Here is a 13,401-nt window from a genome sequence, read left to right on the forward strand (position 1 = left end):
CGAAGTGATCCCGCTGTCTCACGCACAGCGCAGGCTGTGGTTCCTCAACCGGATGGAGCCGGGGTACCACATCCCGTTCACGCTCAGGCTCCGCGGCGACGTCGACGCGGACGCGCTGGCGACCGCGCTGGCCGACGTGGCAGGCAGGCACGAGGTGCTGCGGACGGTGTTCCCGGACTCCGACGGCGTGCCGTCGCAGTGCGTGCTGCCCGCCGCGCCCGAGCTGGTGCGCCTGCCGTTCACGCCGGACGCGGTCGAGGAGGCGGCGGGACTTCCCTTCGACCTGGCGGTCGACCTGCCCCTGCGGGCGTGGCTGTTCACCGTGTCGCAGGACGAGTTCCTGCTGCTGGTCGTCGTCCACCACATCGCGAGCGACGGCTGGTCCATGGGCCTGCTGTTGCGAGACCTCGCCGACGCCTACGCCGCGCGCCGGTGCGGCCGGGCTCCGGCCTGGGCACCCCTGCCGGTTCAGTACGCCGACTACACGTTGTGGCAGCGAGACGTCCTCGGTGGCGAGGACGATCCGGACAGCGAGCTGTCACGCCAGTTGGCGCACTGGGCCGACGCCCTCGCCGGAGCACCGGAGGAGCTCGTCCTCCCGTTCGACCGGCCGCGGCCCGCCGTCGCGTCCGGCCAGACCGCGCTCGAACCGGTGTGGATCGAGCCTTCGGTTCAGGCACAGCTCGCCGCGCTGGCGCGGTCGGCGGGCGCGACGACGTTCATGGCTCTGCAGGCGGGACTCGCCGTGCTGCTGTCGCGGCTCGGCGCGGGCACGGACGTCCCGATCGGGTCGGTCGTCGCCGGGCGCACCGACGAGGCGCTCGACGACCTGGTCGGGTTCTTCGTCAACACGCTGGTGCTGCGGACCGACGTGTCCGGCGCGCCGTCGTTCCGCACGGTGCTCGATCGCGTGCGGGAGACCGACCTCGCCGCCTACGCGCACCAGGACGTGCCGTTCGAGCGGCTCGTCGAGGTGCTCAACCCGGCGCGCTCGCTGGCGCGGCACCCGCTGTTCCAGGTGATGCTGGTGCTGCAGAACAACTCCGACGGAGCGGTGACGTTCCCCGGCGCCGACGCGGCGGTCGAGCCGGTCGGCGCTCCCGGCTCGCGGTTCGACCTGACGGTCAACCTGAAGGAACGCGCGGGCGGGGGGATCGGCGGTGTCGTCGAGTACGCCACCGACCTGTTCGACGCCTCGACGGCGGCCGCCTTCTCCGCCCGGTTCGCGGCGGTGCTCGCGCAGCTCGTCGCCGATCCGGAGGCATCCGTCGACGCGGTCGACGTGTTGTTGCCCGGTGAGCCGGTGGTCGTGGACACCGCGGTCGAGTTGCCGGACGTGTGCGTGCACACGGTGTTCGAGGAGCACGCCGCTGCGACGCCCGGCGCGATCGCGTTGGTGTCGGACGGTGTGCCGATCACCTACGGGGAGCTGAACGCGCGGGCGAACGCGGTCGCCGCCGGGATCACGCCCGGCTCGCTGGTCGGGCTGTGCCTCGACCGCGGGCCGGACCTGGTCGCCGCGATGCTCGGTGTGCTCAAGGCCGGTGCGGGGTACGTGCCGCTCGACCCGGCCCACCCGGCCGGTCGCCGCGACGCGATCGTCGCCTCCGCGGGGATCAGCGCGGTGCTCACGTCCGTCTCCGGTTCGGTGCCTGAGAACCCCGGTGTCGCGGTGGATCCGCGGTCGGTGGCGTGCGTGCTGTTCACGTCCGGCTCGACCGGCGTGCCCAAGGGATCGGCCGCGTCGCACCGGTCCGTCGTGCGGACGTTCCTCGGCCAGGACTTCGTCCACTTCGGACGGTCTGAGGTGTTCCTCTCGTGCGCGCCGATGTCGTGGGACGCGTTCGTGCTGGAGCTGTTCGGCGCACTGCTGCACGGCGGCACGTGCGTGCTGGCGGCCAGCCCCGACCCCGCCGAGATCTCCCGGCTGGTCGAGCGGCACGACGTGACGACGCTGTGGCTGTCCGCCGGGTTGTTCGCGGTGGTGGCGGACGTGTGCCCAGCGGTGTTCGGGCAGGTGCGGCAGGTGATGACCGGCGGCGACGCGCCGTCGGTCCCGCACGTCACGCGGATCCGCCGCGACTTCCCCGCGTTGCGGCTCGTGCACGGCTACGGGCCGGTCGAGAGCATGGTCTTCGCGACGTGCCACCAGATCGCGGTGGCCGACGGCGAACGCATCCCGATCGGCCTGCCCATCGGCAACACGACGGTGTTCGTGCTGGACGCGGTGTTGCGCCCGGTGCCGCCGGGCGTGGTGGGGGAGGTGTACGTCGGCGGGCTCGGTCTCGCGGACGGCTACGCCGGTCAGCCGGGGACGACGGCCGAGCGCTTCGTGGCGTCGCCGTTCGGCGTGGGGGAACGCCTGTACCGCACGGGTGACCTGGCGCGGACGCGGGCGGACGGCGTGCTGGAGTTCGCAGGGCGGGCGGACGACCAGGTGAAGGTGCGAGGCTTCCGGATCGAGCCGGGAGAGGTCGAGGCGGCGCTCGCCGGGGTGGTCCGCCAGGCCGCCGTGGTCGTGCGCTCGGGGAAGCTGGTGGCGTACGTCGTCGGTGCCGCCGACCTCGACCTGAAGGGGTATCTGGCGGAACGTCTGCCGCAGCACATGGTGCCGTCGGCGTTCGTTCCGCTGGATGCCCTGCCGCTGACGCCCAACGGCAAGCTCGACCGCCGCGCGCTGCCGGACCCGGTGTTCGAGGTGTCCGGGCGCGCCCCGCGGACCGAGGCGGAAACCGTGATGTGCGGCCTGTTCGCGGACGTGCTCGGCCTCGCGTCGGCCGGCCCGGACGACGGTTTCTTCGACCTCGGCGGGCATTCGCTGCTGGCGATGCGGCTGGTGAGCCGGGTGCGCACGGCGTTCGGCGTCGACCTGGCGATCCGCGCGGTGTTCGAGTCGCCGACGCCCGCCGGGCTCGTGCTGCGGCTGGGGCCCGCGTCGACTCGGCCGGTGCTGCGGCCGGGTGACCGCCCTGAGCATCCGCCGCTGTCGTTCGCGCAGCAGCGGTTGTGGTTCCTCAGCCAGCTCGGCGACGACTCGGCCTACAACGTGCCGTTCGCGCTGCGTCTCTCCGGGGCCTTGGACGTGGGCGCGCTGCGTGATGCGCTGACGGCGGTGGTGGCGCGGCACGAGGCGCTGCGCACGGTGTTCCGGGTGCACGACGGCGAGCCGTACCAGCACGTGCTGGACTCCAACGTGCTGCTGGACGTGCGCAAGCACACGCCGGAGGCCGTCGAGGAAGCCGCGTGGGCGCCGTTCGACCTGGCTCTCGACGTGCCGTTCCGGGCTTCGTTGTTCACGGCGGGACCGGCTGAGCACGTGTTGCTGTTGGTCATGCACCACATCGCGTGCGACGGCTGGTCGATGGGGCCGCTGCTGAACGACCTCGTCGCGGCGTACCGCGGCGAGCCGCTGCGGCCCACCGCGGTGTCCTATGTGGACTACTCGCTGTGGCAGCGCGAGCTGCTCGCGTCCGACGACCAGCTGACGTACTGGACCTCGGCGCTGGACGGGCTGCCGGAGGAGCTGTCGCTGCCCGCCGACCGGCCACGTCCCGCGGTGCCGTCCGGCGCGTCGGGCTCCGTGCCCGTGCACGTCCCGGCCGAGGTGCGCGACCGGCTGGTGGCGCTCGCGCGGTCGTCCGACTCGACGTTGTTCATGGTGCTGCACGCGGCAGTGGTGTTGTTGCTGTCGCGGATGGGTGCCGGGGACGACGTGCCGATCGGCACGCCCGTCGCCGGTCGCACCGAAGAGGCCTTGGACGACGTGGTCGGGTTCTTCGTCAACACCCTGGTGCTGCGGACGGACGTCTCGGGCGCGCCGTCGTTCGGCGAGCTGCTGGCGCGGGTCAGGGAGACCGACCTCGGGGCGTTCGCGCACCAGGAGCTGCCGTTCGAACGCCTGGTGGAGGTGCTGAACCCGGCGCGCTCGGTGTCACGGCACCCGTTGTTCCAGGTGATGCTGGTGCTGCAGAACAACTCCGGCGCGAGCGTCGAGCTGCCCGGTGTCGAGGTGAGCACCGAGCCGATCGGTGGCGGCGGGGTGAAGTTCGACCTCAACGTCAGCCTCGGTGAGTCGGCGGACGGGATCGACGGTGTCGTGCAGTACAGCGCGGACCTGTTCGACCCGGCCACCGCGGCCTCGCTGGTCGCGCGGTTCGTCGCGGTCCTGGAGCAGATCGCGTTCGAGCGTCCGGTCGACGTGCTGCTGCCGGGGGAGCGGTCGCGGCTGCTCGTCTCGTGGAACGACACCGCGCACGAGGTTCCCGCTGCCGCCGTGCACGAGCTGTTCGAGGCCCAGGCCGCGCGGACTCCCGATGCGGTCGCCGTGGTGGACGGCGAGGTGTCGTTGACGTACGCGGAGCTGAACGCACGCGCGAACCAGCTGGCGCGCAGGCTGGTCCGCGAAGGCGCCGGGCCGGAGCAGGTCGTCGCGCTGATGATGCCGCGGTCGGCCGACCTCGTGGTCGCGCTGCTGGGCGTGCTCAAGTCCGGTGCCGCGTACCTGCCGATCGAGCTGGACTACCCGGCGTCGCGCATCAAGTACCTGCTCGACGACGCGCGGCCCGTGCTGGCGCTGCGTTCTCTCGGCGAGCTGGACGGGTGCACCTCGAACCTCGACTCCGCTGTGCGGCCGGAGAACCCGGCCTACGTGATCTACACGTCCGGCTCGACGGGCAAGCCGAAGGGCGTGGTCGTGTCGCACGCCTCGGTCGTCGACTACCTGGCGTGGGCCGCTCAGGCCTATCCGGGTGCGGCGGGCGAGTCGGTGTTCCACTCGCCGATCGCGTTCGACCTGACCGTCACGTCGGTGCACGTGCCGCTCGTGGTGGGCGGGTGCGTGAAGATCGGTCCGCTGGAGTCGTGCACCCTGCTGAAAGCCACGCCCAGCCACCTCGCACTGGTGGACTTCATGCCGTCCGGCGACCTGGTGCTCGGCGGCGAGCAGCTGCTCGGCGAGATGGTCGCGCACTGGCCGGACGTCACGGTGATCAACGAGTACGGCCCGACCGAGGCGACCGTCGGCTGCGTGGAGTACCGCATCCGGCCCGGTGACCCGGTGCCCGCGGGCGCCGTCCCGATCGGCAGGCCGACCTGGAACACCCAGGTGTACGTGCTCGACTCATCGTTGCACCCGGTGCCCGTCGGTGTCGTGGGCGAGCTGTACATCGCCGGTGACGGGCTGGCGCGCGGCTACCTCAACCGGCCGGGGCTCACCGCGTCCCGCTTCGTCGCCTCACCGTTCGCCGCGGGGACGCGCATGTACCGGACCGGCGACCTCGTGCGCTGGCTGGCGTCCGGCGACCTGGAGTACCTGGGCCGCGCCGACGACCAGGTGAAGCTGCGCGGGTTCCGGGTCGAGCTCGGTGAGATCGAGTCGGCGTTGTCGTCGTGCCCCGGCGTGGCCCAGGCCGCGGTGGTGGTGCGCGAGGAGCTGCAACAACTCGTCGCTTATGTGGTGGGCGACGTGGACGTGGCGGCTCTGCGGGGGCGGGTGGCCGATGTTCTGCCGCAGCACATGGTGCCGTCGGCCTTCGTCGTGCTGCCCGCCCTCCCGTTGACCCCCAACGGAAAGCTCGACCGCGCCGCGCTGCCCGCACCGCCGGGTGCGGCCGGCCGGGCGCCCCGCACGTCGCTCGAGGCGACGCTGTGCGGTCTGTTCGCGTCCGTGCTCGGTCTGTCCGAAGTGGACGTCGACAGCGGGTTCTTCGACCTCGGCGGCCATTCGCTGCTGGCCGTGCGCCTGCTGGCCTCGCTGCGGTCGCTCGGGCTGTCGCTGACCATCGCGGACCTCTTCGCCGCACCGACCGTCGCCGGCCTCGCGGCGCTCGTCGACTCCGGTCCCGGCGACGCGCACGCGGTGCTGCTGCCGCTGCGCACCGGGCCGGGCACGCCGCTGTTCTGCGTGCACCCGGCGGCGGGCGTCAGCTGGGTCTACTCGGGGCTGCTGCGGCACGTCGACGGCCCCGTGCACGGCCTGCAGTCCCGCACGCCGGGCGCGTCGTCGCTCGCCGAGATGGTCAAGGACTACCTGGAGCAGATCCGCGCGGTGCAGCCGTCCGGTCCGTACCGCCTGCTCGGCTGGTCGTTCGGCGGGACCGTCGCGCACGAGATGGCGCGCGAGCTCCGCGCGTCCGGCGAGGAGGTCTCGCTGCTGGCCGTGCTCGACGGCTACCCGGCATCGCTGCCGCGGTCGGCCGACGTGTCACCCGAGGAGGTGCTGGAGTCCATCGGCAACCCGGCCGGCGTGGACGCCGACCGGCTCGTGTCCGCGTTCGTGCACAACGTCGGCCTCCTGGCGGACGCGGCGACGGGGCCGTTCGACGGCGAGATGCTGTTCTTCCACGCCGCCGGGTCCCCGTCGCCCGCGCTGTGGGAGCCGCTGGTCTCCTCGCTCGAGGTGCACGAGGTCGCGTTCGCGCACGGCGAGCTGATGCAACGCGACGCGCTCGCGCACATCGGCCCGGTGCTGGCCGCCAGGACGGCTCAGGCGACGGGGGCGATGTAGATCACCTCGTTCGCGGAGTTCACCAGCTTGATCATCGCGCCCGCCGGGGGATTCGCGGCGGGCGCGAACCGGTGCTGGAGCGCGAAGCTGCCGAGCGTGATCGGCAGCGGTGGTGCCAGCACGGTGCCACCGCCCAGGTCCAGCTCGACCTTCGTCCCGGCCGGTGCGAGCCCGGCGATGGTGAAGGTGCCGGTGCCGGCGACCCAGCCGCGGTGCAGCACCTCGACGCCGCTCGCCGCGGGGTTTCGGGCGATGGTCCCGGTGAGAGCTCCCGACCCCGCGTCGTCGACCTCGCAGACACCCCAGTCGCCCTTGCCGTTGCGGGCGAGCAGCACACCGGGGACGCCGGTCATCGCGCCGGCCTGCCAGTCGTTCTCGAAGCCCGGCGCCGCGCGCTTCGGGATCGCGTTGTCGAGGCAGCGGTCCAGGAGGTTGGCCGAGTGGGCCGTCGACGCGTCGTTCGAGTAGCTGTCCTGCGGTGTGCCGCGCACCGGGATGTCGCCGAAGGTCAGCTGCACCTGGTGACCGTCGAACTCCATGGTCAGCGTGGAGTTCTCCGGCTTGGTCGGGTCGGCGTCCACCAGGAAGAGGTCCAGCGTGATCACCGTCGGCGGCGACCAGTCCGCGCGCGGTGCCGCGGGGTCGTGCTGGTGGGCGGTCATCGAACGGGCCTGCACCGGCGGGCGGCCGACGACGAGTCCGCTCGGTGTGCGAACGGCCGTGGCGCCGGCCGCGTCGAACGCGGTCACCCTCGTGCGGGTGAGCTCGCACAGCCGGCCGTCGATGCCCACCAGCACCTTCCTGGCCCGCAGCTCGAGGGTGTTCACGACGCTCCACCGGTCGTCGCGCAACGCCTCGCGGCAGCGCGCGAGGTCCGCCGACACCGCGGCGAAGGGGGCGGGCTCGTGCTGCTGGGTGGACTGGGTGAGGAACACGCCACCCGTGATGACCAGCGCCGCGGCGGCGGCCGCGCCCATCCACGCCCGGCCGCGTGGACGTGCGCGGGTGATCGTGGGCCGCATCCGCTCCTTGATCTCGGGCGGCAGCTGGCGGCGGGGTGGTAGCTCGATGTTCATGACTGGCCCTCGATGAGGTTGCGCAGGCGGGCACGGGCACGGGAGATGCGGGCGCGGACGCTCACCTCGGCGACGCCGAGCACCTCGGCGGCCGATGCGATCGGCAGCTCGCCCAGCAGCACCAGTTCGACGGCTTCGCGTTCGGCGCGGGGGAGGAGTTCGACCGCGTCGAGCACCTCGCGCAGGCGGCGCTCGCCGTCGACCGACGACGCGACCTGGTCGGCGTGGTCGCGCTCGGTCGTCTCCGGCGGCACGCGGTGCAGCAGCCGCTGGAAGCGCGACGACCTGCGGAACTCCGAGCGCGCCAGGTTCGCCGCGACGGTGAACAGCCACGGCAGCGCGCTGTCGTGCACCAGCCGGATCTCGTGGCGGCGCCGCCAGGCCGTGAGGAACGTGGTGGACGTCAGGTCCTCGGCCGTCGACCAGGACGCGGTCAGCCGGTAAGCGTGGTTCCACACCGCCTCGGCGTAGCGGTCGTACAGCTCCGCGAACGCCGCCTCGTCGCCGCACTCCCACAGCGCGGCGTCCGTTGGTCGGTCAACCACCCCGGCCGCCCCTCGCCAGCGTTCCCGCATCAGCCTCATGACCGAGTGTGTCCACCCATCGGCCAGGTGTTGCACCGCGATCTTCATACCAGGGGCCGACCCGAGATGTGTACTCCAAGTGGACGTGCGCTGACCTGCGGTCGGGGCATCGTGGAGCTGTCACGAGGGAACAGGAGCCCACCATGGTCGCCAGCACGATCCACGCACCCGTCGCCGTCCCGGCCGTCGTCTTCACCGTGCTGAAAGCGCTCGCCACGGCCGCCCGGTTCGCCGGCCACTTCGCCGTCGCGCTGCTGGGCGTGATCTTCCTGGGAAGCGGCACCGAGCACTGAGGCTCCTCCTCGTAGACTGGCCGCCAGTCCACCCCGAGGAGTAGTGCGCGTGACCGTTCAACCCATCCGACTGTTCGGCGACCCGGTGCTGCGCACCGCCGCCGTCGAGGTCACCGACTTCGACGCCGAGCTGCGCACCCTGGTGAAGGACCTCTGGGAGACGATGCGCGACGCCGGTGGTGCCGGTCTCGCCGCGCCGCAGCTCGGTGTGGGACTGCGCGTGTTCACCTACCACTGCGACGGTTTCGCCGGTCACCTCGTGAACCCGACGTTCGACGTCGTGGGCGAGGAGTTCCAGGACGGGCCCGAGGGGTGCCTGTCGATTCCAGGGATGTCGTGGGACTGCCGCCGCCACCTGCACGTCGTGGCCAAGGGCTGGAACATGCACGGCGACCCGGTCGAGGTCGAGGGCAGCGATCTGCTGGCCCGGTGCATCCAGCACGAGACGGACCACCTCGACGGCGTGCTGTTCCTCGACCGGCTCGACGCCGAGACGCGCAAGGACGCCATGAAGGCCATTCGGCAGGCGGAGTGGTTCGACGGTACCGTTCCCACGCTCAAGCAGAGCCCCCACCCACTCTTCGGCAGGGCAAACTGACATGCGACTGGTGTTCGCCGGTACGCCCGAGGTCGCGTTGCCCTCGTTGCGTGCCTTCATCTCCTCATCGCGGCACGAGGTCGTCGCGGTCGTGACGCGGCCCGACGCGCCGTCCGGTCGCGGTCGCAGGCTGGAGCGCTCACCCGTCGCCGCGCTCGCTGACGAGCACGGCATCGAGGTGCTGACGCCCGCGAAGGCAGGGGAACCCGAGTTCCTGGACCGGTTGAAGGCGCTGGAGCCCGACCTGTGCCCGGTCGTGGCGTACGGGAACCTGCTGCCGCAGCGGACTTTGGACGTGCCGAAGCACGGCTGGGTGAACCTCCACTTCTCGGTGCTGCCCGCGTGGCGCGGTGCCGCGCCGGTGCAGGCCGCGGTGCGCAACGGCGACGACGTGACCGGCGCGTCGACGTTCCGCATCGTCAAGGAGCTCGACGCGGGCCCGGTGTTCGGCGTGGTGACCGAGACCGTCCGGCCGCGTGACACGTCCGGCGACCTGTTGGAGCGCCTGGCTTCCTCCGGTGCGTCCCTGCTGCTGTCCACTGTGGACGGAATCGAGGACGGCACCGTGCGCGCCGTCGAGCAGCCCGCGGACGGCGTCACCTACGCGGCGAAGATCGCGGTCGAGGACGCCCGGCTCGACTTCAGCCTGTCCGCCGTCGTGCTGGACCGGCTGGCGCGTGCCGTGACCCCCGAACCCGGCGCGTGGGCGACGTTCCGCGGCGAGCGGCTGAAGCTGGGCCCGGTCACCCCGGTGGACGGCGATTTGCCGCCGGGGGAGATCGTGGTGGAACGTAAGCGGGTGCTGGTCGGTACCGCGACGTCCGCGGTCGCGCTGGGTGAGGTTCAGGCCCAGGGCAAGAAGCGGATGGCGGCGACCGACTGGGCGCGCGGCACGCGCATCGAAGCGGGGGAGCGGATCTCATGACTGGTGAACGGAACCACTCGAGCCATTCGCGAGGAGCCTCGAAGCCGTCCCGCCCGCGCAAGCCTGCCCCGCCGCGCCGCCGGACCGGCCCGTCCCGGCCGCCGGTCGAGGACCCGGCGCGCACGGCCGCGCTGGACACGCTGCGCGCCGTGCGCCAGCGCGACGCCTACGCGAACCTGGTGCTGCCGCAGCTGCTGCGCGAACGCCGGATCAGCGGCCGGGACGCGGCGCTCGCCACCGAGCTCGCCTACGGTGCCTCGCGCGCGCAGGGCCTGCTGGACACCGTGATCGAGGCGTGCTCGGACCGGCCCCTGTCCGAAGTGGACGGGTCGGTGCTCGACGCGCTGCGTCTGGGCGCTTACCAGCTGTTGCGCACGCGCATCCCCGCGCACGCCGCCGTCGCGTCCACTGTGGATCTCGTGCGCGGTGAGGCGGGCTCGGGTGCCGCGGGCTTCGTGAACGCGGTGCTGCGGCGCATCACCCAGCAGGACGAGGCGGGGTGGGTCGACGAGCTCGCCCCCGACCCGGACGAAGACCCGATCGGCTACCTCGCGCTGGCCAACGCCCACCCGCGCTGGATCGCGCAGGCGTTCGCCGAGGCGCTCGGCAGCCGCGAGGAGCCGCTCAAGCTGGCACTCGAGGCGGACGACGCGCGGCCGGCCGTGCACCTGGTCGCCAGGCCGGGCGAGGTCAGCTCGGACGAGCTGGCCGCCATGACCGGCGGCGACGTCGCCCCCTACTCGCCTTACGGCGTGCACCTCGAGGCCGGTGCGGGCGACCCCGGCGACCTCGACCCGGTGCGCGAACGCCTCGCAACGGTGCAGGACGAGGGCAGTCAGCTGTGCGCGCTCGCACTGACCAGGGCGCCGCTGGAGGGCACTGACCAGCGCTGGCTGGACCTGTGCGCGGGGCCGGGCGGCAAGGCGGTGCTGCTCGCCGCGCTCGTCGGCCTCGAAGGTGGCGAACTGGACGCCGTCGAGAAGGCACCGCACCGCGCCGAGCTCGTGCGCAAGATCACCAGCGGGCTGCCGGTGAACGTGCATGTCGGCGACGGGCGCGAGTCCGGGCTCGAGCACGGGACGTACGACCGCGTGCTGGTCGACGCGCCGTGCACCGGGCTCGGTGCGTTGCGCAGGCGGCCGGAGGCGCGGTGGCGGCGGCAGCCGTCGGACGTCGGGCAGCTCACCAAGCTGCAGCGCGAGCTGCTGACCGAGGCGCTGCTGCTCGTGCGGCCCGGCGGGGTCGTCGGGTACGTCGTGTGCTCGCCGCACCTGTCCGAGACGGTCGCCATCGTCGGCGATGTCGCGCGGCGGACCGGCGCCGAGGTGCTGGACGCGCGCGAGCTGTTCCCCGGCGTGCCGCAGCTCGGCGACGGGCCGCACGTGCAGCTGTGGCCGCACCTGCACGGCACGGACGCGATGTTCTGCGCGGTGCTCCGCCGGGTGCCGTGATCCTCGGCTTGGTGGCGTCCGCGGGCGGTGGCGTCGAGCAGTGGTTTCGCACCGGCCTGGTGGAGCCCGCGATCCAGCGCGGCTGGCAACCGGCGATCACGTTCACGCCGACCGTCGCGCGGTGGTTCGAGCCGGAGCTGGCAGCGTTGCAGGCGTTGACCGACCTGCCGGTCCGGTGGCTGCCCCGGCTGCCGTCCGAGCCCAAGCCGTACCCGATGCCGGACGCGTTCATCTTCGCGCCCGCCACCGCGAACTCGATCGCGAAGCTGGCGCTCGGCATCGCGGACAACCAGGCGCTGACGGCACTGGGCGAGGCGCTCGGCACCGTGCCGATGGTGATCCGGCCGCAGGCCAACGACGCGCAGCGCGGCCACCCGGCGTGGGCGGGCCACGTCGAGACGCTGCGCCGGGCCGGTGCGGTCATAGCCGAACCAGAGTCCCCGGAACGGCTGATCGACTACCTGGAGGCCGCGGTCGCACGCTGAGTGCATGGACCGCAATCGCATCAGCGGGCACCTGTGGGGGAACGCGGTCCAAGCGCAGGAGATCCACGGTGACGTTACGTTCAACGTCAAACACCGTTGGTGGCTGACCGCTCTGGCGGTGGTCATCGCGGTCGGCGCGGCCACCGTCGCCGGGTACTTCCTGAACCGCGGCACCGCGGGCGTGCCCGTCGCGGGACCACCGGCGCCGAAGCTGGTGAGCAAGGCCGCGTACTACGGGTGCGGTTGGCAGTACCACGATGGTGATCCGGCCAAGGCCGACGTGGCGCGCGTCGCGGCCGGCAAGGACCCCACCCTGGTGTTCCAGCAGTCCAGCCTGCTGACGTTCGACCTCTACGTGCAGAACCCGAGCGCGCAGGAGATCCTGCTGACGGACCTGAAGGTGGAGACCGTCCGGCGCGGCGACGTGCCCACCACGGGGTTCATGGCCAACTCCGGTCTCTGCGGCAGCGCGCTGGAGCCGCGGTACTTCGAGGCGGACGTGCTGAAGGAGCAGGTCACACCGAAGCAGGGGGAGGACGGCTCACCCGCGGTCGACTTCCCGTTCAAGGTCAGCGCGGGCGATCCCGAGCTGCTCCGGACGCACTTCGCCGACGTCACGGGCCTGGTGGAGTTCGTGGTCGTGCTGGCGATCGTGGTCGAGGGTCGCGACTACGAAATCCGCCTCGACAACGGCGGGCAGCACTACAAGGTGATCGGGCCCACCACCCTGCCCCGGTACCAGGTGAACGACGAGGCCGACCGGCTGCTTCCCGACGGCTGAGCCTAAACTCACCAGTCGTGGTCCACGCTCCGATGATCGCCCCCAGCATCCTGTCCGCCGACTTCGCGAACCTCGCGGCCGAGCTCGCGGCCGTGCCGTCCGCGGACTGGATCCACGTCGACGTCATGGACAACCACTTCGTGCCGAACCTGACGCTCGGCCTGCCCGTGGTGAAGTCGCTGCTGAAGGTCACCGACATCCCGCTGGACTGCCACCTCATGATCGCCGACCCGGACCGCTGGGCGATCGGGTACGCCGAGGCGGGCGCGTACAACGTCACGGTGCACGTCGAGGCCGCCGCCGACCCGGTCATGCTGGCCAAGAACCTCCACGCCGCGGGCGCGAAGGCGGGCCTGTCCGTCAAGCCGGGCACCCCGCTCGAACCGCACCTCGAGACGCTCAAGCACTACGACACGCTGCTCGTCATGAGCGTCGAGCCGGGCTTCGGCGGGCAGTCGTTCATGGCGGAGGTGCTGGACAAGGTCCGCACCGCGCGCAACCTGGTCGACACCGGCCACCTCAAGCTCGTCGTCGAGATCGACGGCGGCATCAACGCCGAGACCATCGAGCAGGCCGCCGAGGCAGGCGTCGACTGCTTCGTCGCGGGCTCGGCCGTCTACGACACCACCGACCCCGGCAAGGCGGTCGAGGCGCTGCGGCTCAAGGCTGCCGAACACAGGGTGGACGAGGCGAGGTGACGCCG

At 72.2% G+C, this 13,401-nt stretch carries 10 protein-coding genes; 8 read left to right on the top strand and 2 right to left on the bottom strand.

The features are described 5' to 3' along the window. The first annotated feature begins 4 nt into the window (after positions 1-4). Entirely contained in the window at positions 5-6,505 is a 6,501-nt protein-coding gene (locus FKR81_RS34620) for an amino acid adenylation domain-containing protein (RefSeq protein ID WP_146358458.1), read from the top strand. Here FKR81_RS34620 and FKR81_RS34625 read toward each other — a convergent pair. Both FKR81_RS34625 and FKR81_RS34630 read right to left on the bottom strand, forming a co-directional pair. Next, positions 6,484-7,581 (bottom strand): hypothetical protein, encoded by a 1,098-nt coding sequence (locus FKR81_RS34625; protein ID WP_146358459.1) that lies wholly within the window; start codon positions 7,579-7,581, stop codon positions 6,484-6,486. The genes FKR81_RS34620 and FKR81_RS34625 overlap by 22 nt on opposite strands. Next, the gene (locus FKR81_RS34630) at positions 7,578-8,156 is read right to left on the bottom strand and encodes an RNA polymerase sigma factor (RefSeq protein WP_146358531.1); all 579 of its coding nucleotides are present in this window, start codon (positions 8,154-8,156) and stop codon (positions 7,578-7,580) included. Before FKR81_RS34630 ends, FKR81_RS34625 begins: the two co-directional genes overlap by 4 nt. A 152-nt stretch (positions 8,157-8,308) precedes the next feature. Here FKR81_RS34630 and FKR81_RS43950 point away from each other — a divergent pair, with 152 nt between their 5' ends. Genes FKR81_RS43950 through rpe form a run of 7 tightly spaced genes read left to right on the top strand, consistent with a single transcriptional unit; the run spans position 8,309 to position 13,396 of the window. Continuing rightward, complete coding sequence (locus FKR81_RS43950; RefSeq protein ID WP_186763351.1) at positions 8,309-8,458, top strand: hypothetical protein; 150 nt, start codon at positions 8,309-8,311, stop codon at positions 8,456-8,458. Positions 8,459-8,507: 49 nt separating this feature from the next. Then, complete coding sequence (def, locus tag FKR81_RS34635) at positions 8,508-9,056, top strand: peptide deformylase (protein ID WP_146358460.1); 549 nt, start codon at positions 8,508-8,510, stop codon at positions 9,054-9,056. Position 9,057: 1 nt separating this feature from the next. Further along, on the top strand, positions 9,058-9,981 hold the full coding sequence (fmt, locus tag FKR81_RS34640; RefSeq protein WP_146358461.1) for a methionyl-tRNA formyltransferase: 924 nt from the start codon (positions 9,058-9,060) through the stop codon (positions 9,979-9,981). Next, positions 9,978-11,432 carry an RsmB/NOP family class I SAM-dependent RNA methyltransferase gene (locus FKR81_RS34645; protein WP_146358462.1) on the top strand — a complete coding sequence of 485 codons (1,455 nt, stop codon included), beginning with the start codon at positions 9,978-9,980 and terminating at the stop codon, positions 11,430-11,432. The genes fmt and FKR81_RS34645 overlap by 4 nt, the downstream gene beginning before the upstream one ends. After that, complete coding sequence (locus tag FKR81_RS34650; protein ID WP_146358463.1) at positions 11,429-11,917, top strand: flavoprotein; 489 nt, start codon at positions 11,429-11,431, stop codon at positions 11,915-11,917. The genes FKR81_RS34645 and FKR81_RS34650 overlap by 4 nt, the downstream gene beginning before the upstream one ends. 4 nt (positions 11,918-11,921) lie before the next feature. After that, positions 11,922-12,698, top strand: coding sequence for a hypothetical protein (locus tag FKR81_RS34655; RefSeq protein ID WP_146358464.1), 777 nt, complete (start codon positions 11,922-11,924; stop codon positions 12,696-12,698). 32 nt (positions 12,699-12,730) lie between these two features. Continuing rightward, positions 12,731-13,396: a ribulose-phosphate 3-epimerase gene (gene rpe, locus FKR81_RS34660; protein ID WP_146358532.1), complete on the top strand. Its 666-nt coding sequence runs from the start codon at positions 12,731-12,733 to the stop codon at positions 13,394-13,396. The last annotated feature ends 5 nt before the right edge of the window (positions 13,397-13,401 follow it).

The organism is Lentzea tibetensis, from assembly GCF_007845675.1.
Lineage (GTDB): Bacteria > Actinomycetota > Actinomycetes > Mycobacteriales > Pseudonocardiaceae > Lentzea > Lentzea tibetensis.